At 71.5% G+C, this 26,053-nt stretch carries 21 protein-coding genes, 1 tRNA gene and 4 pseudogenes; 19 read left to right on the top strand and 7 right to left on the bottom strand.

Translation table 11 applies throughout. The annotated features are described in order from the left end of the window. Positions 1-5 precede the first annotated feature (5 nt). On the top strand, positions 6-416 hold the full coding sequence (locus IEY61_RS03035; RefSeq protein WP_189040665.1) for a protein-tyrosine phosphatase family protein: 411 nt from the start codon (positions 6-8) through the stop codon (positions 414-416). 143 nt (positions 417-559) lie between these two features. Here IEY61_RS03035 and IEY61_RS03030 read toward each other — a convergent pair whose 3' ends face one another. After that, on the bottom strand, positions 560-2,833 hold the full coding sequence (locus tag IEY61_RS03030; RefSeq protein WP_189040664.1) for an ATP-binding cassette domain-containing protein: 2,274 nt from the start codon (positions 2,831-2,833) through the stop codon (positions 560-562). A 177-nt stretch (positions 2,834-3,010) separates the two neighbouring features. Here IEY61_RS03030 and IEY61_RS03025 point away from each other — a divergent pair, with 177 nt between their 5' ends. The 4 genes from IEY61_RS03025 (at position 3,011) to IEY61_RS03010 (ending at position 7,421) form a co-directional block, all read left to right on the top strand. Next, positions 3,011-3,730, top strand: coding sequence for a MerR family transcriptional regulator (locus tag IEY61_RS03025; RefSeq protein ID WP_189040663.1), 720 nt, complete (start codon positions 3,011-3,013; stop codon positions 3,728-3,730). Between the two features lie 112 nt (positions 3,731-3,842). Further along, positions 3,843-5,204, top strand: a complete 1,362-nt coding sequence (locus IEY61_RS03020) for a D-alanyl-D-alanine carboxypeptidase family protein (RefSeq protein WP_189040662.1) — start codon at positions 3,843-3,845, stop codon at positions 5,202-5,204. A 166-nt stretch (positions 5,205-5,370) separates the two neighbouring features. Continuing rightward, positions 5,371-6,555, top strand: a complete 1,185-nt coding sequence (locus IEY61_RS03015) for a D-alanyl-D-alanine carboxypeptidase family protein (RefSeq protein WP_189040805.1) — start codon at positions 5,371-5,373, stop codon at positions 6,553-6,555. Further along, on the top strand, positions 6,552-7,421 hold the full coding sequence (locus tag IEY61_RS03010) for a M15 family metallopeptidase (RefSeq protein WP_229705640.1): 870 nt from the start codon (positions 6,552-6,554) through the stop codon (positions 7,419-7,421). Before IEY61_RS03015 ends, IEY61_RS03010 begins: the two co-directional genes overlap by 4 nt. Before the next feature lie 25 nt (positions 7,422-7,446). Here the strand turns inward: IEY61_RS03010 and IEY61_RS03005 are convergent. After that, a pseudogene (locus IEY61_RS03005) lies at positions 7,447-7,536 on the bottom strand (esterase family protein); the annotation flags it as partial. A 97-nt stretch (positions 7,537-7,633) separates the two neighbouring features. Here IEY61_RS03005 and IEY61_RS03000 point away from each other — a divergent pair. Next, on the top strand, positions 7,634-8,161 hold the full coding sequence (locus IEY61_RS03000) for an IS607 family transposase (protein ID WP_189040661.1): 528 nt from the start codon (positions 7,634-7,636) through the stop codon (positions 8,159-8,161). After that, on the top strand, positions 8,158-9,537 hold the full coding sequence (gene tnpB / locus IEY61_RS02995; protein WP_189040660.1) for an IS607 family element RNA-guided endonuclease TnpB: 1,380 nt from the start codon (positions 8,158-8,160) through the stop codon (positions 9,535-9,537). Before IEY61_RS03000 ends, tnpB (IEY61_RS02995) begins: the two co-directional genes overlap by 4 nt. 20 nt (positions 9,538-9,557) lie before the next feature. On the opposite strand, the pseudogene IEY61_RS02990 reads toward tnpB (IEY61_RS02995), so the two are convergent. Beyond that, positions 9,558-10,020 (bottom strand): annotated as a pseudogene (locus tag IEY61_RS02990) (alpha/beta hydrolase); the annotation flags it as partial. A 175-nt stretch (positions 10,021-10,195) separates the two neighbouring features. Between IEY61_RS02990 and IEY61_RS02985 the strand changes: the two are divergent. The 12 genes and pseudogenes from IEY61_RS02985 (at position 10,196) to IEY61_RS02930 (ending at position 21,115) form a co-directional block, all read left to right on the top strand. Continuing rightward, complete coding sequence (locus IEY61_RS02985) at positions 10,196-11,119, top strand: ion transporter (protein ID WP_189040659.1); 924 nt, start codon at positions 10,196-10,198, stop codon at positions 11,117-11,119. A 138-nt stretch (positions 11,120-11,257) separates the two neighbouring features. Continuing rightward, positions 11,258-14,080 carry a Na+/H+ antiporter subunit A gene (locus IEY61_RS02980; RefSeq protein WP_189040803.1) on the top strand — a complete coding sequence of 941 codons (2,823 nt, stop codon included), beginning with the start codon at positions 11,258-11,260 and terminating at the stop codon, positions 14,078-14,080. Continuing rightward, entirely contained in the window at positions 14,077-14,541 is a 465-nt protein-coding gene (locus IEY61_RS02975; protein WP_189040658.1) for a Na(+)/H(+) antiporter subunit C, read from the top strand. The genes IEY61_RS02980 and IEY61_RS02975 overlap by 4 nt, the downstream gene beginning before the upstream one ends. After that, positions 14,538-16,115: a Na+/H+ antiporter subunit D gene (locus IEY61_RS02970; protein WP_189040657.1), complete on the top strand. Its 1,578-nt coding sequence runs from the start codon at positions 14,538-14,540 to the stop codon at positions 16,113-16,115. The genes IEY61_RS02975 and IEY61_RS02970 overlap by 4 nt, the downstream gene beginning before the upstream one ends. Beyond that, the gene (locus tag IEY61_RS02965) at positions 16,112-16,738 is read left to right on the top strand and encodes a Na+/H+ antiporter subunit E (protein ID WP_229705638.1); all 627 of its coding nucleotides are present in this window, start codon (positions 16,112-16,114) and stop codon (positions 16,736-16,738) included. The genes IEY61_RS02970 and IEY61_RS02965 overlap by 4 nt, the downstream gene beginning before the upstream one ends. Beyond that, positions 16,735-16,998 (top strand): monovalent cation/H+ antiporter complex subunit F, encoded by a 264-nt coding sequence (locus tag IEY61_RS02960; RefSeq protein ID WP_189040656.1) that lies wholly within the window; start codon positions 16,735-16,737, stop codon positions 16,996-16,998. Before IEY61_RS02965 ends, IEY61_RS02960 begins: the two co-directional genes overlap by 4 nt. Next, positions 16,995-17,372, top strand: coding sequence for a monovalent cation/H(+) antiporter subunit G (gene mnhG / locus IEY61_RS02955; RefSeq protein WP_189040655.1), 378 nt, complete (start codon positions 16,995-16,997; stop codon positions 17,370-17,372). Before IEY61_RS02960 ends, mnhG begins: the two co-directional genes overlap by 4 nt. A gap of 431 nt (positions 17,373-17,803) precedes the next feature. Beyond that, positions 17,804-18,763 (top strand): annotated as a pseudogene (locus IEY61_RS02950) (RtcB family protein); the annotation flags it as partial. Positions 18,764-18,806: 43 nt separating this feature from the next. Continuing rightward, positions 18,807-19,379 (top strand): IS607 family transposase, encoded by a 573-nt coding sequence (locus IEY61_RS02945; RefSeq protein WP_189040654.1) that lies wholly within the window; start codon positions 18,807-18,809, stop codon positions 19,377-19,379. Next, positions 19,376-20,761: an IS607 family element RNA-guided endonuclease TnpB gene (tnpB, locus tag IEY61_RS02940; protein WP_189040653.1), complete on the top strand. Its 1,386-nt coding sequence runs from the start codon at positions 19,376-19,378 to the stop codon at positions 20,759-20,761. The genes IEY61_RS02945 and tnpB (IEY61_RS02940) overlap by 4 nt, the downstream gene beginning before the upstream one ends. A gap of 3 nt (positions 20,762-20,764) precedes the next feature. Then, positions 20,765-20,998 (top strand): annotated as a pseudogene (locus IEY61_RS02935) (RtcB family protein); the annotation flags it as partial. 41 nt (positions 20,999-21,039) lie between these two features. After that, positions 21,040-21,115, top strand: a tRNA-Arg gene (locus IEY61_RS02930). A gap of 159 nt (positions 21,116-21,274) precedes the next feature. On the opposite strand, the gene IEY61_RS30995 is transcribed toward IEY61_RS02930, so the two are convergent. From IEY61_RS30995 to IEY61_RS02905, 4 genes are all read right to left on the bottom strand, one after another. Further along, entirely contained in the window at positions 21,275-21,433 is a 159-nt protein-coding gene (locus IEY61_RS30995) for a hypothetical protein (RefSeq protein ID WP_229705637.1), read from the bottom strand. A 181-nt stretch (positions 21,434-21,614) separates the two neighbouring features. After that, complete coding sequence (locus IEY61_RS32060) at positions 21,615-23,324, bottom strand: maleylpyruvate isomerase family mycothiol-dependent enzyme (RefSeq protein WP_373293091.1); 1,710 nt, start codon at positions 23,322-23,324, stop codon at positions 21,615-21,617. Positions 23,325-23,634: 310 nt separating this feature from the next. Then, positions 23,635-24,567 carry a Gmad2 immunoglobulin-like domain-containing protein gene (locus IEY61_RS02910; protein WP_189040652.1) on the bottom strand — a complete coding sequence of 311 codons (933 nt, stop codon included), beginning with the start codon at positions 24,565-24,567 and terminating at the stop codon, positions 23,635-23,637. Next, a complete protein-coding gene (locus IEY61_RS02905) occupies positions 24,564-26,045 on the bottom strand; it encodes an ATP-binding protein (RefSeq protein ID WP_189040651.1) in 1,482 nt (493 codons plus the stop codon). Before IEY61_RS02905 ends, IEY61_RS02910 begins: the two co-directional genes overlap by 4 nt. Positions 26,046-26,053: the final 8 nt, after the last annotated feature.

The following is a 26,053-nucleotide window of genomic DNA, read 5'->3' as shown; positions in this document are numbered from 1 at the left end:
CTGGGATGGGCGACTGGGTGGACACGGTCGGGGTGGTCGAGCTGCCCGGGGGCGTACGGGTGCGGGGGCGGCGCATCGCGGATCCGGCGTCGCCGGCCGACTTCAGTCTGCTGCTTGCGCCGGGTCCGTCGCCGCAGTGGGCGTACCGGCGGCTGCGGTGGCCGGACTTCTGGGTGCCGGTGGACCGGGCGGACGCCCTGGACGCGCTGCGTGAGGCGCTGCGGCGCGGGTACGCGGGCCAGCGGGTGGAGGTGGCCTGCCGGGGCGGCACGGGCCGGACCGGCACCGCGCTGGCCGCGCTCGCGATCCTCGACGGACTGCCCGCCGACCGCGCGGTCGACTGGGTCCGCGCCGCCTACCGACCCCGCGCGGTGGAAACCCCCTGGCAGCGTCGCTGGCTGCGCCGGCTGACCTGAACAGCGCAGGCAGTCGGCCCACCGCCGACCCGGCCCGCCCCCGCGGGCAGTCCCGCCGCCGAACGGCCCGCCGCGATCCAGGGATTTCCGTCGTTGGTGGATCTCCATGAGCGACAGAAATTCCCAGATCGCGGGTCTGCTGCTCAGCGGGTGACGTATTCGCGCAGGTGGTGGGCGGTGAGGGTGTCACCGTGGGCGACCAGGTCGGCGGGGGTGCCGGTGAACACGACCTGGCCACCGTCGTGACCGGCGCCCGGCCCGAGATCGATCAGCCAGTCCGCGTGCGCCATGACCGCCTGGTGGTGCTCGATGACGATGACCGTGTTGCCGGCGTCGACGAGGCGGTCGAGCAGGGCGAGCAACTGGTCGACGTCGGCCAGGTGCAGGCCGGTGGTCGGCTCGTCCAGCACGTACGTGCCCGCCTTGTCGGCCATGTGGATGGCCAGCTTGAGCCGCTGCCGCTCGCCGCCGGAGAGGGTGGTCAGCGGCTGGCCCAGGGTCAGGTAGCTCAACCCGACGTCGGCCATCCGGTCCAGGACGACCCGGGCGGGTCCGCTGGGGAAGAAGTCCCGGGCCTCGGCCACCGACATGCCGAGCACCTCGCCGATGTTCCTGCCGCGCAGGCGGTAGGTGAGCACCCGGTCGGTGAAACGCCGGCCCTCGCACTGCTCGCAGACCGAGGCGACGCCGGCCATCATCGCCAGGTCGGTGTAGACCAGCCCGATGCCCTTGCAGGTCGGGCAGGCGCCCTCGGAGTTGGCGCTGAACAGCGCCGCCTTCACCCCGTTGGCCTTGGCGAAGGCGGTGCGTACCGGGTCGAGCAGACCGGTGTAGGTGGCCGGGTTGCTGCGCCGGGAACCGCGGATCGGGGCCTGGTCCACCACGACCACCCCGTCGCGGCGGTGCAGCGAGCCGTGGATCAGGGAACTCTTGCCCGAGCCGGCCACCCCGGTCACCACCGTCAACACGCCGAGCGGGACGTCCACGCTGACGTCGCGCAGGTTGTGCAGGTCGGCGTGGCGGATGGGCAGGTGGCCGCTGGGGGTGCGGACCCGGTCGCGCAGGCGTACCCGGTGATCCAGGTGGCGGCCGGTGAGGGTGTCGGAGCGACGCAGTCCGGCCACGTCGCCGGTGTAGCAGATCCGCCCGCCGGCGGTGCCGGCGCCGGGGCCGAGGTCGACCACGTGGTCGGCGACCGCGATGGTCTCCGGCTTGTGCTCGACGACGAGCACCGTGTTGCCCTTGTCCCGCAGCCGCAGCAGCAGGTCGTTCATCCGGGCGATGTCGTGCGGGTGCAGGCCGACGGTGGGTTCGTCGAAGACGTACGTGATGTCGGAGAGGCTGGAGCCGAGGTGCCGGACCATCTTGACCCGCTGGGCCTCGCCGCCGGAGAGGGTGGCGGACTCGCGGTCGAGGCTGAGGTAACCGAGCCCGATCTCGACCAGCGAGTCCAGCAGCTCCCGCAGGTTCGCGGTCAACGGGGCGACCGACTCGTCGTCGATGCCCCGGACGAACTCGGCCAGGTCGCTGATCTGCATCGCCGAGCACTCGGCGATGTTGCGCCCGGCGACCCGGGAGGAGAGCGCGGCGGCGTTGAGCCGGGTGCCGCCGCAGTCGGCGCAGGTGGTGAAAGTGACCGCCCGGTCGACGAAGGCCCGGATGTGCGGCTGCATGGACTCGCGTTCCTTGGCCAGGTAGAGCCGGCGCACCTTGACGACCAGGCCCTCGTAGGTGACGTTGGTGCCGCCGATTTTGATCTTCGTGGCCGGCTTGTGCAGGAAGTCCGTCCACTGCTGCGGGGTGAAGTCCTGAAGCTTGACGTCCGGGTCGAACAGCCCGGAGCCGACGATGTTCTGCCAGTACCACGTGTCGACGCCGAAGTTCGGCACGGTGATCGCGCCGTCGTTGAGCGACTTCTCCACGTCCACGAGCTCGTTGACGTCCAGGTCGGAGACCCGGCCCAGGCCCTCGCAGGTCGGACACATCCCCTCGGCCAGGTTGAAGCTGAACGCGCCGGCCCCGCCGACGTGCGGGCTGCCGAGCCGGCTGAAGACGATCCGCAGCATCGCGTACGCGTCGGTGGCGGTGCCCACGGTGGAGCGCGAGTTGATTCCCATCCGCTCCTGGTCGACCACGATGGCGGGAGTCAGGTTGCGCAGCGAGTCCACGTCCGGCCGCGAGCGGCTCGGCATGAACGACTGGAGGAAGGCGCTGTAGGTCTCGTTGATCAGCCGCTGCGACTCGGCGGCGATGGTGCCGAAGACCAGTGAGGACTTGCCGGAGCCGGAGACCCCGGTGAAGACGGTGAGCCGGCGCTTGGGGATGTCGACCGAGATGTCGGCGAGGTTGTTCTCCCGCGCGCCGCGTACCTCGATGACGTCGTGACTGTCGGCGGCGGACCGTGCTGGCTGCTGCATGCGAACCCTTCGCGAGGTGAGGAACGGACTTCTCGCCCGGAACGGGCTTGGGCTGGCCTGGCCGCATTAAATTGTCTCATTAAACACCATGTGGAGGGTTTCGCGCCGGCTGTGCTGGGAGCGATGGCGATACGGGCGTGAAAGTCTCAAACGACGTGGAAGAGCTAGGCTGCCCGGGTGACGGATCGCGGAAGCAACCGGCGACTGCGGGCGGTCGACCTCGCCGCGACGGTCGGCATCTCTGTGCAGCAGGTGCGCAACTACGTCGATCTCGGTGTGCTGCCGTCGGTCGAGCGCACGGCGAGCGGCTACCGGATCTTCACCGAGGCGCACGCCCGGGCGCTCGCCGTGGCTCGGACGATGGCCGAGGGACACGGCTGGGCGCGTACCCGGGAGATCATGTCTGCGGTGCACGGGGGCGACCTGCCGACGGCGCTGGCGGCGCTCGACGCCGGCCACGCCGAGCTGGACCGCGAGCGCGCCGAGATCCGTCGGGTGCTCGGCGCGTTCGAGACGGTGGTGACCAGCCCGCCGGTCGCCGCGCCACGCCGCGCGGTACGCGTCGGTGCGGTGGCCGACCTGGTCGGGGTCCGCACCTCACAGCTTCGCTTCTGGGAGGCCCGCGGCCTGCTCCGGCCGGTTCGCGAGCCGGGCACCGGATACCGGGTGTACGACGAGGCCGAGGTGCGCGCCGCCCAGGTGGTGACACTGTTGCGCCGGGGCGCCTACCCCTTCGACATCATCGAGGCCGTGCTCGACGAGATGCGGACCACCGGCAGCCCGCAGCGGGTCCGCGCGGAGCTGGCCCGCCGCGAGCAGGACCTGCACCGGCGCAGCCTGCGGCGACTGGCCGCGTCGGCGGCGCTGCACGACTACCTGGGCGGGCTCGGGCCGTGACCGTCGCCTGGTCCGGTCGCCGCCCTCGCCGAGCGGCCCGGCGCTGTGGTCAGCGGTACCGCTGCCGCCCCGGCCCTGAACTGCGCCGATCTTGCGGTTAGGCTGCGTGTTCATGACAGTCCGGGCCCTGGCGGTCGCCCCCGTCGTCCTCGCGTTCGCGACGATCCCCGCGACCGGGGGTGTCGCGGCCGCCACCGAACGTGTCGCCGCCGTGGCGCCGGCCACCGCCGGATTCGTCTCCGTGGCGGCGACCAACGCGGCGACGGCCACCCCTGCGGGGGCGGGCGGCGCGGCGGCGCTGCCCTGCCCGAGGGCGGTGGCGCCGAAGGTGACGCGATCGCCGCGACCCACGCCACCGCCGTCCACACCGGAGCACCTGGTCGTCGGCGGGGACGCGCTGGCCACCCCGGGGCTCGTCGTGCCGCCGAACGCGCCGACGCCGCCCAAGGTGACCGCGACCTCCTGGTTGGTGGCCGACCTGGACAGCGGCGAGGTGCTGGGCGGTTGCGGCCCGCACGAGTACGCCACGCCGGCCAGCGTGCAGAAGCTGCTGCTGGCCGCGACCATGCTGTCCCGGCTCGACCCGGACGCCGTCGTCACGGTCACCCGCGAGGACCTGGACATCGCGCCGGGCAGCTCGGCCGTCGGACTGCTCGCCGGCGGTCGTTACCCGGTGCGGACCCTGTGGCTGGGGCTGCTGTTGCAGTCCGGCAACGAGGCGGCGAACGCGCTGGCCCGCCTCGGCGGTGGGCCGGACGGGGCGGCCGGCGGGGTACGGGCGATGAACGAGCAGGCCCGCCGGCTCGGCGCGTTGCAGACCCGCGCGGTCACCCCGTCCGGGTTGGACGCCGCGGGGCAGTTCACCAGCGCGTACGACCTGGCGCTGATCGCCCGCGCCTGCTTCGCCGACCCGGCCTTCCGCCGGTACGCGCTCACCGAGCGAACCCGGATCCCGGCCCAGAAGGCACTGCGCGGCAAGGGCTTCGAGATCCAGAACGAGAACCAGTTGATCTACCGCTATCCCGGTGCGCTGGGCGGGAAGACCGGCTTCACCGACTACGCCCGGCACACCTACGTCGGCGCCGCCGAGCGCGACGGCCGTCGCCTGGTCGTGACGCTGCTCGGTGCCGAGCCCCGGCCGCTGCGCGGTTGGGAACAGGGTGCCGCGTTGCTCGACTGGGGGTTCTCGCTGCCGCCGGCGAGCGCGGTGGGTCGGCTGGTGGAACCGGGGGAGCTGGACGCGCCTCCGACGGCCGGGCCCGACGCGCCGCAGCCGGGCGACGCGCCGTCGACGGACCCCAACGCCTCGGCCGCGCTCGACGACGCGCCGGGCACCGGAACGCTGGTGGCGCTGGCGGTCGGCCTGGCCGCGATCGGGCTGGCCGTGCTCGCCGGTCGGCGGGGCCGGACCAGCCAGACGAGCGGCGGCCCGGTGCGAGTTCCGGGACGCCGCACCGGATCCGACGAGCCGTAGCGCGGCTGTGACAACTGCCGGGGGAGCAGTCGTAGCGCTGCGCTGATCGTCTCGACAGACCGGGAACCTGCGTGCTGGTCGATTCGCCGGACCTACCGGAAATCACCCGATAGTGTCACTGGATGTGAGAGTCAATCGCCTCGCCGTCGCGGTGACCGCGGCGCTCATGACGTCGCCGCTGGCGCCCGCGACCGGTGCCCGCGCAGCCGCCCCGGTGCCGTGCCCGCGCCCGCCGCCGCCCGCGCCCGCGCCGTACCGGCCGGTGGCGCCGTCGCCGGATCCGGTGCAGCGGGCGGTGGGCGGCGCCCAGCTGGCCACCGCCGGGCTGGTCGTACCGTCGGGGGCACCGGCGCCGCCCCGGGTGGCCGCCACCTCGTGGCTGGTGGCTGACCTGGAGACCGGCGAGGTGCTGGGCGGTTGTGGTCCGCACGAGTACGCGACGCCGGCCAGCGTGCAGAAGCTGCTGCTGGCCGCGACCATGCTGCCTCGCTTGGACCCGGCCGAGGTCGTCACGATCACCGCCGGTGACCTCGACATCGAGCCGGGCAGTTCGGCCGTGGGGCTGGTGGAGGGTGGGCGGTACCGCGTCGAGACGCTGTGGCTGGGCCTGCTGCTGCGATCGGGCAACGAGGTGGCCAACGCGCTGGCCCGGCTCGGCGGCGGAGCGGACGGCATGACCGGCGGGTTGCGGGAGATGAACGAGCAGGCCCGCCGGCTCGGTGCGTACCAGACCCACGCCGCCACCCCCTCCGGTCTGGACGGCCCGGGGCAGTTCACCAGCGCGTACGACCTGGCCCTGATCGCCCGGGTCTGTTTCGACGACGCCCGTTTCCGGCGCTACGTGGCGACCCGGGAGGCGACCATCCCGGCCCAGCCGAGGCAGCGCGCCAAGGGCTTCACCATCGACAACGACAACCAGCTGCTGTACCACTACCCGGGGGCGCTGGGCGGCAAGACCGGCTACACCGACCTGGCCCGGCACACCTACGTCGGCGCCGCCGAGCGCGGTGGTCGCCGACTGGTGGTCACCCTGCTCGGGGCGGACGTCGTCGACCAGCGTGGCTGGGAACAGGGTGCCGCCCTGCTCGACTGGGGCTTCGCCCTGCCCCGGGACGCCTCGGTCGGCGCGTTGGTGCGCCCGGGCGCCACCACCGCCTCCGCGCCGCCCGCCTCGGTGCCGCCGCAGGCGCTGCCCGGCGGTGCCGCCGGTGCCGAGGCCTCCGGTCGGCGGGCGTTCGCCGGACAACTGCGATCCGTCTCGCTCGTCGTCCTCGCCGCCGGCCTCACCCTGCTCGCGAGTGCCCTGATCGCCCGCCGCCGGCGCCGGGCCGCCGCCATCCGCGGCAGGTGACCGCCGTGGCCCGCCGTACCCGGCCGATGCCGCGGTCGAGCCGCCAGGTGGCCCGGCGAGGCGGGCGACGGATCGGAGTCAGGGTGGCGGTGGGGATGCTGGCCGGGGCGGGACTGCTCGGTGGGTGCGTGCGGGAGCAGCCGCAGCCGTCACTGCAGGCGTCGCCGTCGGGGCGGCCCGGCTTCGTGGTGCTGTCGGACGTGGATCCACGGATCCAGACCGAAATCCGCTACGCCACCGCGCACAACTTCGTCGGCCGGGCCGTCGTCGGCTATCCGGAACCACTGTGTCTGCTCACCGGTCCGGCCGCCGCGGCGCTGCGCCGGGTGCAGGACGCCGCCCTGACCGTGGGCCGCAGCCTGAAGGTTTACGACTGCTACCGCCCCCAACGTGCGGTGCAGGACTTCCTGACCTGGTTCCGCCGCCCGCACGAGCAGCAGATGAAGGCAGAGTTCTATCCCCGGGTGGCCAAGGCCGACCTGTTCGACCAGGGCTACCTCGGTGCACCCAGCGCGCACAGCCGGGGCAGCACGGTCGACCTGACCCTGGTCGACGTGCCGGCACCCGGTCAACCTGGGTACGTCCCGGGCCAGCCGTTGGTCGCCTGCACCGCCCCGCGTGACCGGCGCTTCGCCGACAACAGCGTCGACATGGGCACCGGCTTCGACTGTTTCGACCCGCTGGCGCACGTCGGAGCGCGCGGAATCAGCGCCACGGCCACAGAGAACCGGGCCCTGCTGCGGCAGTTGATGACCGACGGCGGCTTCGTCGGCTACGACCGGGAGTGGTGGCACTTCCGGTACCGCGACGAGCCCTGGCCGGAGACGTACTTCGACCTGCCGGTCGCACGGCCCTCCACCGGCTGAGCCGGTCGGCCTTCGCCGCGTCGCCTCAGCTCGCCGGCCGCGTACGCAGCGGGAGCCAGGCGAGCACGTCGACGATCGTCGAGTCCCAGTACGCCCAATCGTGGTCGCCAGGGGTATCTGCTGCTGGCGTGTCAGCGTTGTTTAGCCCTTTGGGGTGCAGGGTGGGCGGGTGAATTTGAAGGAGGGGGCGGCTTCCCAGGGGTGTCGCGTGTGTGACTGCGCGGCGGCAGTACGCGGCGGGGAGGCTTCCTGTTCCCACGTATCGTCTCGGGTGGCTCATCATGGTCGGAGAGCCGCTGGCCGGCTCGGCGCCGGTTGCGGGGCAGAGCGCGGTGTACGCCTGTGTGTCGTCGGCTGACCGGAGGGCGGAGCTTGATCGGCAGGTGGCGGGTGTGGCTGTGTGGGCGACGGGGCAGGGTGTTGCGGTGGATTGGGTGGTGACCGAGGTCGGGTCCGCGCGTGACGGTCACCGTGAGAAGTTCCTCGCCCTGTTACGGGATCCGGCGGTGGGCACGATCGTGGTCGAGCATTGCGGCCGGTTCGCCCGTTTCGGTGCCGAGTATGTGGAGGCCGCGTTGTCTGCGCAGGGCCGTCGTCTGCTGGTGGTCGATGCTGCCGGGGTCGATGATGACCTTGTCGGGGACGTGGCCGAGATGGTGGCGTCGTTGTGTGTCCGTCGGTACGGCCGGCATGTCGCTGCGAACCGTGTCCGTCGGGCGGTCGAGGTCGCCTGCGGGTGAAGACGATTCAGGCGTATCGGTACGCGCTGGACCTGACCCCGGTTCAGGAGCGGGCGGTGTTGGCCCATGCGGGGGCGGCTCGGGTTGCGCATAACTGGGCGTTGGCTCGGGTGGTGGCGGTGATGAGCCAGCGGGCGGCTGAACGTAGCTACGGGGTCGCCGAGGCTGATCTGACGCCCGCGATCGGCTGGTCGCTGCCGGCGCTGCGGAAGGCGTGGAACGCGGCGAAGGACGAGGTCGCGCCGTGGTGGCGGGAGTGCTCGAAGGAGGCGTTCAACACCGGCCTGGACGCTCTCGCTCGCGGGTTGAGGAACTGGTCCGACTCCCGCACCGGGGAACGGGCTGGCCGGCCGGTCGGGTTTCCTCGGTTCAAGTCGCGTCGCCGCAGCACACCGAGTGTGCGGTTCACCACCGGAACGATCCGGGTGGAGCCGGGCCGTAAGCATGTGGTGTTGCCCCGGCTGGGCCGGTTGAAGCTGCACGAGTCGGCGCGCAAGTTGGCTCGCCGTGTGGACAACGGCACTGCCCGGATCGTGTCGGCCACGGTGCGGCGTGACGGCGGCCGGTGGCAGGTGGCGTTCTGCGTCGAGGTGGACCGGGCCAACCGGGCGCCAGCGTGCCCTGGCTCGGTGGTGGGTGTGGATGTCGGCATCACGCACTTGGCGGTGTTGTCCACCGGTGAGCTGGTGGACAACCCGCGTCACCTGGCCGCCGCGCAGGCCCGGCTGCGTCAGCTCGGTCGTGCCGTGTCGCGGAAGATCGGCCCTGATCGGCGTACCGGGCAGCGTCCATCGCAGCGGTGGGCCCGGGCATCCGCTCGGCTGGGCCGCGCGCATGCCCGGGTGAGCAATCTGCGTCGTGACGGCCTGCACAAGCTCACCACCCGGCTCGCCCGCACCCACGGCACGGTCGTGGTGGAAGACTTGAATGTGGCCGGGATGCTGCGCAACCGCAGGCTGGCCCGGCACATCGCCGACGCCGGGTTCGCCGAGGTTCGCCGCCAGTTGGCGTACAAGACTGAATGGAACGGCGGTCGGCTCGTGACAGCCGATCGCTGGTTCCCTTCATCGAAGACCTGCTCGGGCTGTGGCGCGGTGAAAGCCAAGCTGGTCCTGTCCGAGCGCACCTACACCTGCACCACCTGCGGCATGACCCTCGACCGGGATCTCAACGCCGCACGCAACCTCGCTGCCCTGGCGGCCGAGGTGGACACCGCCGGGAGTGGCCCGGTGGCCGGACGTGGAGCCGACCGTAAGACCCGCGTACGCGGGCAGGTGGCTACGAAACGTCAACCCGGCACGGCGACCGCCGGTCAGACCGGGACCGTCCCACCGCAAGGTAGGACTACCGATCACACGCTCACCAGAGCGCACTAAAGGTAACGGAGAAGTCCACCGTCACCGGCAGCCGGCACCCGCTTCGCCCGGGCCGCCTCCACGAAGCGCACGTTGTCCGGGTACGGGAAGTCCTCGGTGCCGCAGGCGACGTAGAGCGCGGGCGCGTTCGCGCCGGCCGGTCGAGCAGGGCGAGTGGACCGTCGTCGGTCCCGGCCAGCGGACGGTCCCCGAAGACCGTGTGCCACACCCGGGGATCGATCGGACGGGTCGGATGCCACCGACCTGGGGCATCACCACGGCCAGGCCGAGCGGGGCGACGTACCGCTCGATCGAGGTCCGTCGCAGCCAGATCGTGTGGTCATCGCTGAGCCCGTGCAGCAGGTAGAGCACCGGTGGATCGTCCGTGGTGCTCTCGGCGCCGGCCATGCCGATCTGGGACGGCGTCCGCTGCGGCAGGAGGACGGTCATCGAGGTGCTCAGGCCGAGCGTCTCGGAGAAGAAGTCAAAGTGGATCAGGGCCATGAAAGTCGACGGTAGCGGCATACCGGCCTGGCCGCCGTCCGGTCCGGCCGGGCGGGTGCTGGCGTTGATCGTCGCCCCGTAGGCTGTCGCTCATGCCTGCCGTACGTCAACAATTCGACGACGCACGGTGGCCGGTCGCACCGGCCCTGGTCGCCGAGGCGGGACCGGCCGGACGGTGAGCGGTAACCGCGTACCGGCTCAACGGGCCAACCGGGCTCGCACCACCCGCGGTGCCCGGTTGGTCGACTTCTGCGCCCGGCTCTCCGCGTCGCGTCCCTTCGAGATCACGATCATCGGGGTGATCATCGCCAACGGGGTCGTCCTCGGCCTGGAGACCTATCCCGACCTGGGCTCGGCACGCGTCGCGCTGCGTGTCCTGGAGTGGTGCTTCCGAGCCGTGTTCGTCCTCGAGATCACTGTCCGGCTGCTCGCGTACGGCCGCCGACCGCAGGACTTCTTCCGACACGGGTGGAACGTCTTCGATCTCCTGGTGATCATGGCGACCTTCATGCCGGGCCTGCACGGCGACACGGCGCTGCTGCGGTTCCTCCGGGTGCTGCGGATGCTGCGGCTGGTGCGGTTCTCGCCCGGCCTGCGGATGATCGTCACCGCGCTGTGGCGCAGCCTGCCCGGCGTCGGCGGTTTCCTCGCCCTGGGCATGGTGACGCTCTACGTCTACGGCATGGCCGGCTGGCTGATCTTCAGCGAGGCGTATCCGGAGAACTACGGCGACATCGGACGGTCACTGCTGACGCTGTTCGTGCTGCTGTCCCTGGAGACGCTGCCGGACCTCATCGAGGAGGGCGTCGCGTTCTCCCCGTGGACCCTGCTCTACTACGTCAGCTTCGTGATCATCACTGTCAACGTGCTGCTGAACATCCTGATCGCGGTCATCGTCAACTCGATGGAGGAGGCGCGCCGGCTGGAGATGACCGAAGGGCTCGCCCCGGGGTACGACGAGGACGGTGACGGGATACCGGACGAGGTGGACCGGATCGCGATCAGTCAACGGCTGGACGATCTGCGCACCCTCATCGTCGAACTTGAGCGAGACCTTCGCATTGACCGCGATGACGGACGCCCGCGTCGAACTGGGTAAGATTGAGTACACTAACCGCACACCAGCAGCCCGCTCCCCTCAGGGCGTCGGTTTTTAATCAGAATCACGCCGCGTGCGGACAACGGCCGTCACCAGATAGGGTCGTTACACCGACTGATGATCTTTGGGGAGGGCTGTGTGCTGGTGCTGGTGGCGGTTCACGCGCTGACAGCTGTGATCGCCCCGGTGCTGGTGCGGCTCTGGGGCAGGCAGGCCCTCTACCTGGTGGCGCTGGCCCCCGGCGCGACGCTGGTGTGGGCGCTGTCCCACACCAAAGGGGTCCGCTCCGGCGACCCGGTGGTCGAGACGGTGCCGTGGGTGCCGTCGCTCAACCTGGAACTCGCCCTGCGGATGGGCACCCTGTCCTGGCTGCTGGTCGTCCTGATCGGCGGGGTCGGCGCGCTGGTGCTCGCGTACAGCGCCCGCTACTTCCGGTCCGACGATCCCGGGCTCGGCCGGTTCGCCGCCGTGTTCGTCGCCTTCGCCGGGGCGATGCTCGGCCTGGTCGTCTCCGACGACCTGCTCCTGCTGTACGTGTTCTGGGAGCTGACCACCGTCTTCTCCTACCTGCTCATCGGCTACGACCCGGCCAAACGCGCCAGCCGACGGGCAGCCATGCAGGCGTTGCTGGTGACCACGCTGGGCGGCCTGGCGATGCTCGCCGGGTTCATCATGCTCGGCCAGCACGCCGGCACCTACCGCTGGTCCGAGGTCGCCGAGAACCTGCCCGACGGCGGCTACCTCACGGCCGCCGTGCTGCTGGTCATGCTCGGTGCGCTGAGCAAGTCGGCGATCTTCCCGTTCAGCTTCTGGCTGCCGGGCGCGATGGCGGCGCCCACCCCGGTCAGCGCCTACCTGCACGCCGCGGCGATGGTGAAGGCCGGTGTGTTCCTGGTCGCCCTGATGGGGCCCGCGTTCGCCGACACCGCGCCGTGGCGACCCGTACTTCTGACCACCGGCCTGCTCACCATGTTCCTCGGCGGCTGGGCCGCGCTGCGTCAGATGGACCTGAAACTGCTGCTGGCCTACGGCACGGTCAGCCAGCTCGGCCTGCTGATGGTGATCCTCGGTGGCGGCACCCGGGACACCGCGCTGGCCGGTGTCGCCATGGTGCTGGCGCACGCCCTGTTCAAAGCCACCCTCTTCCTCACCGTAGGCGTCATCGACCACGCCACCGGCACCCGGGACCTGCGGGAACTCAACGGCGTCGGCCGTCGCGCGCCGGCCCTGGCGGTGGTGGCCGGGCTCGCCGCGGCCTCGATGGCCGGCCTGCCGCCGATGGCCGGGTTCGTCGCGAAGGAGGCGGCGGTCGAGGCGCTGCTGCACGGCACCGGCGCCGACTGGGTGGTGCTGGCCGGCGTGTTGTTCGGCTCGGTGCTGACCGTCGCGTACACGTTGCGCTTCCTCTGGGGCGCCTTCGCCGACAAGCCCGACACTGCCGCCACCTCGGTCCGGCCGATCTCCTGGCCCTTCCTCGCGCCCGCAGCCGTGCTGGCCCTCGCCGGCGCTGCGGTCGGTGTGCTGGCCCCGGCGGTGGACCGCCTGCTCGCCCCGTACGCCGACCTCTACCGCACCGCCGAGCCCGGCTACCACCTGGCGCTGTGGCACGGGCTCACCCCGGCGCTGGGGCTGTCGGTGCTGGCCGTGGCCGGCGGTGTCGGGCTGTTCCTGCTGCTGCGTGGCGAACGCGTGCGGGCCACCCTGCGACTGCCGTTCGACGGCGCCGCCGTCTACGAGAGGACCGTCGGCGGGCTGGACCGGATGGCGGTGTGGTTGACCGGTGCCACCCAGCGTGGTTCGCTGCCGTTCTATCTCGGCGTCATCCTGGTCGTGCTGGTCGTCCTGCCGGGTGGTGCACTGCTGGCCGGCAGCCCCTGGCCGCAGCGCTTCCACATCTGGGACACCCCGTTGCAGGTGGTGGCCGCCGCCGTGGTCGTCGTCGCCGCCGTGATGGCGGCCCGCGCCCTGCGCCGGCTCACCGCGATGATCCTGGTCGGCGTGGCCGGCTACGGCATCGCGCTGATGTTCATCCTGCACGGCGCGCCCGACCTGGCGCTGACCCAGTTCCTGGTGGAGACCGTCACGATCGTCATGTTCGTGCTGGTGCTGCGCCGTCTGCCGGTGAAGTTCTCCGAGCGGCCGATGCGGGCCAGCCGCCGCGGCCGGATCGGCCTCGGCGTCGCGGTCGGCGCGGTCGCCGCCGGCATGGCGTACGTCATGGCCGGCACCCGCCAGGCCGTGCCCATCTCCGTCGGCTTCCCCGACGCGGCCGTCTCGTACGGCGGGGGCAAGAACGTGGTCAACGTGACCCTGGTCGACATCCGGGCCTGGGACACCATGGGCGAGATCGCCGTGCTGGTGGTGGCCGCCACCGGCGTGGCCAGCCTGATCTTTCAGCGGACCCGCGACCTCGGCCGACGTGGCGACATTCCCGGCGACGGCCCGACGGACTATTCCCGGCCACGCTGGCTGACCACCGGTGCCACCGCCCGTGCCCAGTCGGTCATCCTTCAGGTGGTCACCCGGATGCTGTTCCACGCCATGTTGCTGTTCTCCATATACCTGCTGTTCAGCGGGCACAACGCCCCCGGCGGCGGGTTCGCCGCGGGCCTGGTCGCCGGCCTCGCCCTGGCCGTGCGCTACCTGGCCGGCGGCCGTACGGAACTCAACGGCGCCGCACCGGTCGACGCCGGCGTGGTGCTCGGCGCCGGGCTGTTCGTCGCCGTCGGCACCGGTGTGACCGCGATGCTGCTCGGCGGGGAGTTCCTGCAGAGCGCCATGCTCGACTTCCATCTGCCGGTGGTGGGGCACATCCACTTCGTCACGTCGGCCTTCTTCGACGTCGGCGTCTACCTGATCGTCGTCGGCCTGGTGCTGGACATCCTGCGCAGCCTCGGCGCGGAGATGGACCGCCAGCACGAGACCGAGGACGACGAGGTACGGGAAAAGGAGCTGGTGTGACACCCAACCTCACCTACGTCCTCGTGATCGGCGTGCTCGTCGCCGCCGGCGTGACGTTGCTGCTGGAACGCAGCCTCACCCGGGTGCTGATGGGTGTCGTCCTGCTCGGCAACGGCGCCAACCTGCTGCTGCTCACCGGCGGGCGGGCCGGCGGAGCGCCGATCGTCGGCACCACCTCGCAGGAGGAGATGAGCGATCCGCTGCCGCAGGCGATGATCCTCACCGCCATCGTCATCACCCTCGGCATGACCGCCTTCCTGCTCGCCCTCGCCTACCGCAGCTGGCACCTCAACGGGCACGACGAGGTGCAGGACGACGTCGAGGACCGCCGGATCATGACTCTCGCGGAGCGCGACGAGGGCCCCGACGGCGAGGACACCGGCGACGATGACGACGACGACATGACGGCAGAGGACGAGCGGCGGCTGGCCGCCTCGGCGACCCCGGGGAGGTCCGGATGACGCACCTGGTCCCGTTGCCGGTGGTGATGCCGCTGCTCGGCGCGGCACTGACCCTGCTGCTCCTCGGCCGCCCCCGCGCCCAGCGGTGGGTCAGCCTGACCGTGCTCACCGCCACCGTCGCGGTCGCCGCGATGCTGCTGGTCGGGTCCACCCTGGACGGACCGCTCGTGGTGGAGGTCGGCGGCTGGGCCGCCCCGATGGGCATCGTGCTGGTCGCCGACCAACTCGCCGCGCTGATGCTGGTGGTCTCCGCCGCGGTCACCCTCTGCGTGCTGGTCTACTCGATCGGGCAGGGCATGGCCGACGGCGACGAGGAGACACCGCTGTCGGTCTACCACCCCACCTATCTGGTGTTGACCGCCGGAGTGTGCAACGCCTTCCTCTCCGGCGACCTGTTCAACCTCTACGTCGGCTTCGAGATCCTGCTGGTCGCCAGCTACGTGCTGCTGACCCTGGGCAGCACCGAGACCCGGATCCGGGCCGGCACCACCTACGTCGTGGTCAGCCTGCTCTCGTCGGTGATCTTCCTGGTCGCCATCGGACTGGTGTACGCCGCCACCGGCACCCTCAACCTGGCCCAGCTGGTCGACCGGCTGGACGCCCTGCCGGACGACATCCGGCTGGTGTTGCAGGGCATGCTGCTGCTCGCCTTCGGCATCAAGGCAGCGGTGTTCCCGCTGTCGGCGTGGCTGCCGGACAGCTATCCCACCGCGCCCGCCCCGGTCACCGCGGTCTTCGCCGGCCTGCTGACCAAGGTCGGCGTGTACGCGATCATCCGTACCGAGACGCTGCTCTTCCCGGGCGGGCGGACGTCCACCCTGCTGCTGGTGACGGCGGTGCTGACCATGGTGATCGGCATCCTCGGCGCGGTCGCGCAGTCGGACATCAAACGGTTGCTGTCGTTCACGCTCATCAGTCACATCGGTTACATGCTCTTCGGCGTCGGACTCACCTCGTCGCTCGGCCTGTCCGCGGCGATCTTCTATGTGGTGCACCACATCACCATCCAGACCACCCTGTTCCTCGCCGCCGGTCTGGTCGAACGCCGGGGCGGCAGCACCGCCCTGGACCGCCTCGGTGGCCTGGCCCGGTTGTCGCCGCTGCTGGCTGTGCTCTTCTTCGTACCCGCGCTGAACCTCGCCGGCATCCCGCCGTTCTCCGGATTCCTCGGCAAGCTCGGCCTGGTGCAGGCGGGCATAGACGACGGCGGTGCGCTCGCCTGGATCCTCGTCGCCGGTGGACTGGTCACCAGCCTGCTCACCCTGTACGCCATCGCCCGGGTGTGGAACCTCGCCTTCTGGCGGGCACCACATGCCGACATGCCGCGGGAAGACGACGCGCCCCGGGCGGCCCGCACCGACGGCGCGATGGAGCCGGGTCAGAACGTCGCCACGGCGCAGAACGCCGCCGTCATGCCCGGACTGATGATCGCGCCGACCGCCGCGCTGGTGGCGTTCGGACTGGTGCTGACCGTGGTCGCCGGGCCGCTGCTCGAGCTGAGCACCGACGCCGCCGACGACCTGCTGCGTCGGACGCCGTACGTCGAGGCCGTCTTCCCGGGAGGTACGCCGTGAGCGCCGACCAGATGACCCCGGCCCCACCGGCCGACCCGCCGAAGCCGCGACTGACCCGGGCCGCCCGGCGCCGTAACCGGATCATCGCGATGACCGGCCTGACCGCCATCTGGGTGCTGCTGTGGGGGACCCATTTCTGGGCCAATGTGATCAGCGGGCTGGTGGTGGTCGCCATCCTGCTGGCCGTCTTCCCGCTGCCGCCGGTGACCTTCGCGGGGCGGATCCACCCGCTGCCGATGCTGCGCTTCTGGCTGCGGTTCCTGCAGGATCTCGTGATCGCCTCGATCCAGATCGCCTGGCTGGCCCTGCGACCGGCGGGTGGGCAGGCGCGTAGCGCCATCATCGCGGTGCCGTTGCGGGTGAACACCGACCTCAACCTGACGCTCACCGCCGAGGCGCTGACCCTGGTGCCGGGCAGCCTGATCCTGGAGGCTGACCGCAGCACCGGCACCCTGTTCGTCCACGTCATCAACCTGCGTAATCGGGAGGAGCTCGAAGAGTTCCGGCGCGGGGTGTACGCCCTGGAGGCCCGCATCGTCTCCGCTCTCGGCTCACCCGACGAACTGCGCCGGATTCGCGAGAACCCGCCGGCGCCATCCGACCTGGAAGGGGCATCACGTTGACCGCCGTCGCCGTGACCGTCACCGCGTTGCTCGCCGTGGCCGGCGGGCTCACCCTGATCCGTATCATCCGTGGTCCGTCGATCCTGGACCGGGCCGTGGCCACCGACGTGCTGCTGGCCATCATCGTCGCCGCCATCGCCACCGAGGCCGCCTACAGCCGCGACGCCACCGCACTGCCGGTGCTGGTGGTCCTCGCCGTCCTCGGGTTCGTCGGGTCGGTCAGCGTGGCCCGGTTCGCCGCCCGGAGAAACGCCGGATGAGCCTCGACGCCGTGCTCGACGTCATCGCCGCCGCCTGCCTGGTCGTCGGCGCGTTGCTCAGCCTCGCCGCCGGGGTGGCCCTGGTGCGCTTCCCCGACCTGCTCACCCGGATGCACGCTGCGGCCAAGCCGCAGGTGCTCGGGCTGTTGCTGGTGCTGCTCGGCTGCGCGCTGCGGCTGCGTACCGGGGTGGACATCACCACGCTGGTGCTGGTCGGGGTGTTCCAACTCGCCACCGCGCCGGTGGCCGCGCACATGGTCGGCCGGGCCGGCTACCCGCACGAGTACATCCGTACCGATCTGCTGCTCACCGACGAACTCGCCGCCCATCTGGACCGGCTCGCCGGAGACCAGAAGGACTCGGCCCACGCCTGAGGCGGTTTGCCCCCGCTACCCCCCGCCGGTCCGGCCCAGCGGGGGGTAGCGGGGGCAATATCAATTGCACCCGTGCCGGCCCGGCAATACTCTTCTCCGTGTCAGGGCGAAACGACGAGAGCCGGAAGGAGTACGCCGTGCCAGAACAGAAACCCAAGGCCAGCTGTCCTCTGCCGGGTCGCGCCCTCGTACCCGCCGGCAGACCGGCCACCTTCCCGGGCCTGGCTCGCTCATCTCGCCGCCGGCCCCCCGCCGCTAAATAGCGCGCTGCCTCTCCCTCTCTCTCCCCACCCCACCCCCGCCGTGCCCCCACGCCCGCACGTGGCCGTCGATCATGCACTTCTTGCCCGGTCAAAGGGTAGAAAAGCCGTGTTCTGGCGACCGTAAGTGCAAGATCGGCGGGGCCGTTCGCAGTTCAGGAGAAAACGATCATGGGATTCAACGTGCTCGCGGGGACGAGGGCGCCGGTGCGGGTGTGGACCGACCCGTACGGGATCGAACCGCAGGCCGCCCGGCAGCTGCGCAACATCGGTGCGCTGCCGTGGGTGCAGGGTGTCGCGGTGATGCCGGACGTGCACTTCGGCAAGGGGGCCACGGTCGGCTCGGTGATCGCGATGCGGCAGGCCATCTCGCCCGCCGCGGTCGGCGTGGACATCGGCTGCGGCATGTCGGCGGTCCGCACCTCGCTGACCGCCGCCGACCTGCCCGACGACCTGGCCGGGCTGCGCCGGGCCATCGAGGATGCGATCCCGGTCGGCTTTGCCCAGCGCGACAACCCGGTCGACCCGCGTCGGGTGCGTGGCCTGGAGCAGCGAGGATGGGACGACTTCTGGCGGCGCTTCGCCGACCTCGACCGGCGGGTGGCGCAGCTGGAGACCCGCGCTCGGCGGCAGTTGGGCACCCTCGGCGGCGGCAACCACTTCATCGAGGTCTGCCTGGAGCAGGGCGGCGTCAGCGCCGGTCGGGTCTGGCTGATGCTGCACTCCGGGTCGCGCAACATCGGCAAGGAACTGGCCGAGCGGCACATGGCGGTGGCCCGCCGGCTGCCGCACAACGCCGACCTGCCCGACCGGGACCTGGCGGTGTTCCTCACCGGCACGCCGGAGATGGACGCCTACCGCCGGGACCTCTGGTGGGCGCAGGAGTACGCCCGGCGCAACCGCGCCGTCATGCTCGCCGTGCTGATGAACCTGATGCGGGAGCGGTTCCCGCAGGTCGGCTACGACGAGCCGATCAGCTGCCATCACAACTACGTGGCCGAGGAGCACTACGAGGGGGTGGACGTGTTGGTGACCCGCAAGGGAGCGATCCGGGCGGGCCGCGGTGACCTGGGCATCATTCCCGGGTCGATGGGCACCGGCTCGTACATCGTGCGCGGCAAGGGCAACGAGTGGGGTCGGCGGCTGTTGTCGAGTCAGTGAATTACAGAATGCGGTGAACTTGAAGGAGTGGGCTGAGCGGGAAGGTGTTCATCCGGTTGCGGCGTATCGCTGGTTCCGGGAGGGCAAGCTGCCCGTGGCTGCTCGGCGAGTCGGTGGGCTGATCCTGGTGGAGCAAACTTGCGAGCCGTCGCTCTCAGAGATGGCGGTGGTGTACGCCCGAGTTTCGTCGGCTGACCGGAAGTCCGACCTGGACCGGCAGGTTGCTCGGGTGACGGAGTGGGCGACCGGTCAGAATATTGCTGTGTCGCGGGTGGTGACCGAGGTTGGCTCAGCGTTGGACGGGCGGCGGGGGAAGTTCCTCGCTCTGCTGCGTGACCCGAACGTCACTGCGATTGTGGTCGAGCGTCGGGACCGGTTCGCGCGTTTTGGCGCGGAGTGCGTGGAAGCTGCTCTGGCTGCTTCGGGTCGGCGGCTGCTTGTGGTGGATCCGGTTGAGGTGGACGACGATCTTGTGCGTGGCGTGACCGAGGTCCTGGCGTTGCTGTATGCCCGTCTCTATGGACGCCGCGCGGCTGCGAGCCGTGCTCGCCGTGCGGTGGAGGCTGCCACCGGGGATGCGGCGTGAAGACGATCCAGGCGTACCGCTTTGCTGTCGATCTCACCCCGGCTCAGGGGCGCGCGGCGCTGGCGCACGCGGGTGCGGCCCGGGTGGCGCATAACTGGGCGCTGGCGCGGGTCAAGGCGGTCATGGATCAGCAGACCGCCGAACGCTCCTACGGCATGCCGGAGGACATGCTCACTCCAAGCGTGTCGTGGACGCTGCCCGGATTGCGCAAGGTGTGGAACGCGAACAAGGAGCAGGTCGCGCCGTGGTGGCGCGAGTGCTCGAAGGAGGCGTTCAACACCGGCCTGGACGCGCTCGCCCGCGCGTTGAAGAATTGGTCGGAATCCCGGTCGGGGACACGGGCTGGTCGGCCGGTGGGGTTCCCCCGGTTCAAGTCCCGCCGCCGCAGCACACCGAGCGTGCGGTTCACCACCGGCGCGATCCGTATCGAGCCGGACCGTAAGCATGTGGTGTTGCCCCGGTTGGGCCGGTTGAAGCTGCACGAGTCGGCGCGGAAGCTGGCCCGCCGCCTGGACAACGGCACGGCCCGGATCATGTCCGCGACCGTGCGTCGTGACGGCGGCCGGTGGCATGTGGCGTTCTGTGTCGAGGTTGACCGCGCCGAGCGTCGACCTGCCCGGCCCGCATCGGTGGTCGGGGTGGACATCGGGGTCAAGCACCTGGCGGTGTTGTCCACCGGTGAACTGGTGGACAACCCGCGTCACCTGGCCGCGGCGCAGGCCCGGCTGCGTCAGCTCGGCCGGGCGCTGTCGCGCAAGGCCGGCCCCGACCGGCGTACCGGGCAGCGGCCGTCGAACCGGTGGCGGCGCGCGTCCTTGCGGCTGGGCCGCGCCTACGCCCGGGTGGCGAACCTGCGCCGCGATGGGCTGCACAAACTCACCACCCGACTCGCTTGCGAGCACGGCACGATCGTGGTCGAAGATTTGAACGTGGCCGGGATGCTGCGCAACCGCAGGCTGGCCCGGCACATCGCCGACGCCGGCTTCGGCGAGCTTCGCCGACAGTTGGCGTACAAGACCGAATGGAACAGCGGTCGACTCGTCGTGGCCGACCGCTGGTACCCATCCTCGAAAACCTGCTCGGGCTGCGGCGCGGTGAAAACCAAACTCGCCCTGTCCGAACGTACCTACACCTGCACCGCCTGCGGCCTGACCCTCGACCGGGACCTCAACGCCGCACGTAACCTCGCCGCCCTCGCCACCGAGGTCGGCCCTGCCGGGAGTGGCCCGGCGGCAGCACGTGGAGCCGACCGTAAGACCCGCATACGCGGGCCGGTGGCCGTGAAGCGTGAACCCGGCACGGCATCCGCCGGTCAGACCGGGATCGCCTCACCGCAAGGTGGAGCTATCAGCCGTGCGCTTACCAGAGCGCACGGCTGGTAACGGTACTGCTCGGCCTCGCACGGGGCGAGACGCCGGATGTCGCGGGCCCAGGCCAAGCGGACGTACAGCACCGCGGACCTGGCGGCGCAGACGTCCGGGGTGGAGTGCCGCAAGGACGCCGGGGTGATCGATGAGATCCCCGGCGCGTACAAGGACATCACCGAGGTGATGGCACAGCAGCAGGACCTGGTCGAGGTGGTGGCGCACCTCAAGCAGGTGGTCTGCGTGAAGGGCTGAGGACCCGACCGGCGCCCGCAGGGGGCGGGTGCCGGTCGTACGCCCCGATGGCTCAGCGGAGAGAGCGCCGGCATACGAGGCCGGAGACCCCAGGTTCGAATCCTGGTCGGGGCACCATCGGCATGGGCATGCCCCCGCCTTCGACGCGAAGCTCACCAGATGCCAGCACCGGCAACGAGCGCGGTGGTGGCCCGTTGACCGGTAACCTCGCCGACGGCGACGGCGTCGTCCTCGGGTAGTCGGAGACGGTGCGGGAGCAAGCTCCCGCACCGTCTGCTATCGCCAGTCGGTGTCCGCAGCCTGCTTGCGACCGGCGGCCATTCGCATCACGATCACGGTGTACATGCAGAGCACGGCAAGCCCGGCCCACCAAGGAAGTGGGAAGTACCCGGCCGACGGTGCGTAATGCGCGGTGACCTGCGGAAACTCCTCCATTGTCTGCTTGATGGCGACGCCGGCGGCCGGGGTGAGCCGCAGCAGCCACCCGGAGACCGTGTCGGGCAGTAGCGGGACAGCCGTGATGGCGTAGGGCAGGGCGACCAGCGACAGCCCGGTGAGGATCGCCGCCCAGCCGCGGCCCGTGCCACTCGCTGAGGTGCCAGCGCCCTATCAGCGGCTATGACGGTGTTGTTGGCCTCGCTGGTCGGCCGTCCGCCGGTTGTGCGGACGTGGGTGTTACGAGACCCGACTCGTAGGCCGTGATGACGGCCTGCACGCGGTCGCGGCAGCCGAGTTTGCGAAGAACCTCAGAAATATGAGTCTCGACCGTCTCCTCGCCGATGACCAAGTCCGCGGCGATCTCGGCGTTTGACAAGCCCCGGGCGGCGGCGAGCAGTACTTCCCGCTCGCGCCGGGTGAGCGTGGCGATCCGGTTGGCCCATGGTCCTGATGGGGCCCGTTCGGCGGCGTGCGATGGCACGCCTTCGGCCGGCGTGGCCGGTTCGGCGGGCTCGGCTGTCGGCTGTACGGATATCGAGGCGGCGCGAGTGGCCCGCTGCCGACGCGTCACAGCCCTGGTGAGCGCGGCGGTCAGCACGACGGCGCCTACCGCGCCCAGGTACGCCGCGATGTAGAACAGCCTTGTGTCGTCGAGCCACCGACTCGGGTCGCTGGCGTACAGATTGACCGGCCCGACGAGCGGCACGTTCCAGTACACCCCGCTCGTGCAGTAGGTCAGTGCCAGGGCGATCGCCAAGGCTGCGATCCATAGTGCGCGTTTGCGGGCGCCGTCGAAGACCGCAACCCCGAGCACGGCCAGACTGGCGAGCCACCAGCCCCACGCCATCGTTGCCGCCAACGGCGAGAGCACCCAGGGGACAGCCGTCAGTACGCAGGCCAGCCCGAGCCGATGCCGCGACAACGCGACCGCCATGATCGCGGCGAGGTTGGCAAGCCCGATCGCGATGCGACCAACACCCGGCACAGCGCTCGGGAGGTCGTCGAAAACATGCATCTGCGGCCACGGTGCCGGGGTCGCGAGGAGCACGAGCCCCACGACGAACGCGAGCGCCAATGGCGCAGCCCACGCGGCCAGGGCGGCCGGCAGGCCGGCTCCAGACACGGAGAAGCCGACCGAGCGCCCTGTCTGCGTAGCGCCCGACGGCAAATGTGGGAGGTCAGGGTTGGCCATGCCTGCGAGCATGCCAGCGATTCGGTGCCTCGCGCCTCCCGGACTACGGGGGTTTGCCTCCCCCGTGCGGGGGAGATCGGGCCGTGGCCCTCGCTCCGCCAACTCGAGTGCGAGCTTTCTGGCCATCACCGCCGTGCAGAATGGCACCGCCGAGCACCGCGCCGGCCGAGATCCACCACCGGCCTGCCGCCCGCGCCGTCGGGCGCACGGGTAGGTTCGCTGGCTGCTGTGCTGCGTGGTGGTGAAGGGCGCGTCGTTCGCCACGAGGCGCAGCCCCTCGATTCGTCTCTTGGCGGAGACGGTGAGGTCGGAGCCGGCGAAGTACTCGGCGACGCGCGTGACGGTCCCGATCGGGTACGGGTGGCGGATGCCCAGGGGACGTCGGATGTCCTCGCCATGCACGATCTGCTCGCCGAGCATCGCCAGCACCGGCAGAGGCGGCTTGGTGGTGCTGGTGATGACGCGGCGGAACCTGTCGAGAGTCTCGTCGGGGTCGCGGCCCATCTGTTCGGCCAGCCGCATGGCCACCTGCCGGTCGAAGTCGAACCGGCACCGGATCACACCCAGCATCCAGCGCACGGAGTTGAGGCTCGCCGCCGCGGTGAGATGTGCGAGAACTTCACGCACTGTCAGCTCCGAACACAAGGATGGCGCCGCCCACCGCTCGGCGGCCAGGTTCGTGAGGTCGGCTGCCAGAGCCGCCCGCTACGCGTGGATCAGCGACCAGAGGTCGGTGCTGTCGAGGCGGCCTGGTTTCGCCATCGGCTCGGTCATGTCAGCGGATCTCCTGTCGTGGCCGTCGGCCCGCCTGGCGCAGCCAGGTCGCGGTGTCGGCCGAGGGCGGGTTGTCACGCGTCGATGTAGACGGCGCCGATGACGTCGTTCCTCGCCAAACAGAAATCGATGGGGGTGATACGTGGCCTCCCGGAATGAGATGGCGCGCTGCTGCGTCGTCCCGTTCAGCCACGCCGAGTACCTGGCCAGCAAACCCAACTGACCGTCCGGCTCACCTCGTGGCGGCCAGGGTCACCGGGACGGCGACCAGGTTCGTACGCGAGCCGTCGGCGGCCGACACCTCGTACACCTCGATGGTGCCGGGTTGCTGGCGGGCCAGCCGGTAGCCGACGGTGACCCGGTAGGCGCCGCGGCAGCCGGTGCCGCAGGTGGCGGTGGTGAACGCGGTGGCGAGCTGCCGGCCGGCGGCGTCGAGCAACCGGACGCTGACGGTCGCCTCGAACACGTCGGCGGTGCCGAGCACGGTGACCGGGCTGGTCACCCGGTCACCGATGACCGGGCCGGTGACCACGATCGCGGGCAACAGGTCGGCGTAGTCGGCGCGGCCGGCCGGCGCGTCCCGGCCGAAGGCGACCCGCCGGACGGTGGGGAACTGGGTGAGTGTGTAGACCACCTGGGCCTCGCGCGTCCGGGCGGTGGCCGGATCGGGTGCGTCGGGCAGGCGGAGGGTCGCGACGCCGTCGGCGATCCGGCTCACCTCGGCGCCGTCGGGCAGCAGGGTGACCAGACCGGCCGCGGCCTCGGTCGGGGTCGGTCCGGCGGCCAGCTCGGTCAGGGCGAGCCGGGAGGTGGCCACCGTGGCCGGTCGGGTCCGTCGGGTCGGGGCGAGCCGCCCGTCGCGGACGTACCACAGCTCCAGGGTGAGGGTCGCGGGCCGGGTGGTGCCGGCGACGCCGGTGGTCGGCGGCGCGGGCGCGGGGGTGCCGCTGGGCGCCGGTGTGGTGGTGGCCGGCGGGCCGACGCTGGTGGGGGTGGCCGAGGTCGGGGCAGGGGCGGTGGGTGCCGGTCCCAGTGTTCCGGACCGCGACGGCGCGCAGCCGGTGGCCAGCAGCAGCACGATGACGACCGCGGTGACCGTCGGGCCGCTCGTTCGGCACGGCCTGACCGGCCGCCGGACCGGGGCCGTGGCCGCGTGCCGGCTCACCTGGCACCGCCAGGCTCGCCGCCGGGTGACCGCGGTGACGAGTGGGCGGCCGCTGATCCGATCTCCGTGTCCGGGGCGTCGGGCAGGTCGAGCCGGAACCGGGTGCCGAAGCCGGGGGCGCTGTGCACGGTCAGTCGGCCGCCGAGCAGCCGGGCGTTCTCCTGGGCGATGGCCAGGCCGAGCCCGCTGCCGCCGCCGGAGCGCGCCGGGTCGACCTTGTGGAAGCGGTCGAACAGGCGCGGCAGGTGCTCGACCGGGATGCCGGGACCCTGGTCGTCGACCTCGAAGACCACGCGACCGAGCCGCCGGGTGACGCGCGCCCGGATCTCGCCGTCGCCGTGTTGCACTGCGTTCGCGATCAGGTTGCCCAGCACCCGTTCCAGCCGGCGCGGGTCGGTGCGCAGCCGGACCGGTTCGCCGTCGCCGTCGCCGTCGCCGTCGCCGGCGACGGCGACGGCAACGGCGACGGCGACCCGGTCCCGCCAGCCGCGGGCGGCGAGGATCGCGTGCAGCAGGGCCGGCGCGTCCACGTCGGCGTCGGCGACGGCCACCTGCCCCGCGTCCAATCGGGAGATCTCCATCAGGTCCTCCACCAGCCGGCGTAGCCGGACCACATCGCTGACCAGCAGCTCGCCGGCCCGACGGGCGTCGGCGGGCAGTTGGTCGAGGTGGTCGCGCAGCAGGGAGGCCGCGGCCACCAGGGCGGTGACCGGGGTACGCAGCTCGTGCGCCACGTCGGCGGTGAACCGCCGCTCCCGCTCCTGCGCCCGGTGCAGCGCCGCGATCTTCGCCTCCAGTGCCTCGGCCATCTCGTTGAACGAGGCGGCCCAGGCGCTGAACTCGTCCCGGCCACGGACCGGTAGCCGGGTGGCGAGCAGCCCTTCGGTGATCGCCCGCGCGGCTCGGCTGGCCCGCCCCACCGGTTCCAGGGTGCGCCGGGCGAGGGTGTGCCCGACGGCGGCGGCGAGCAGCACCACCAGGACCCAGCCCGCCGCGAGGGCGTTGCGCAGCTGGTCCAGGCCGACGGCGAGATCGCCCTCGTCGGTGATGACGTACAGCTCGACGGTGGAACCGGGGATCCGGCCGCCCACCACGAGCAGCCGGGACAGCCCGCCGCGTTCGTAGCCGAGCTGTCCGGCCGCGACCGTGGCCCGCAGCTGCTCGCCCAGCGGCGGCGCGTACGCCGGATGCGACGGCCAGGCGTCCCCGGCGACGAGCACCACGTGCCGGCCGCTGCCCTCGAAACTGGTGAGCAGCTCGGCGCGGCGCTGCTCGGTCAGCGGCAGGAACTGACCGGCCAGCACCAGCTGGTAGCGGGCGTCGGCGGCGGCGGCGTGCAGCGAGGCGTCGTAGCGGGCCTGCCGCAGCAGCAGGTAGGACCCGCCGGCGAGGACCCCCGCGGAGACCCCGGCGACGAGCACGAACGCGACGGTCAGCCGGCGGCGCAGCCGGCCGGGGCGTACGGTGTCGGGGAGCATCGCCGCCG

Source organism: Micromonospora sonchi (assembly GCF_014646235.1).
Lineage (GTDB): Bacteria > Actinomycetota > Actinomycetes > Mycobacteriales > Micromonosporaceae > Micromonospora > Micromonospora sonchi.
The sequence above is the reverse complement of the archived record's forward strand: the minus strand, read 5'-3'. Positions and strand labels throughout refer to the sequence as shown.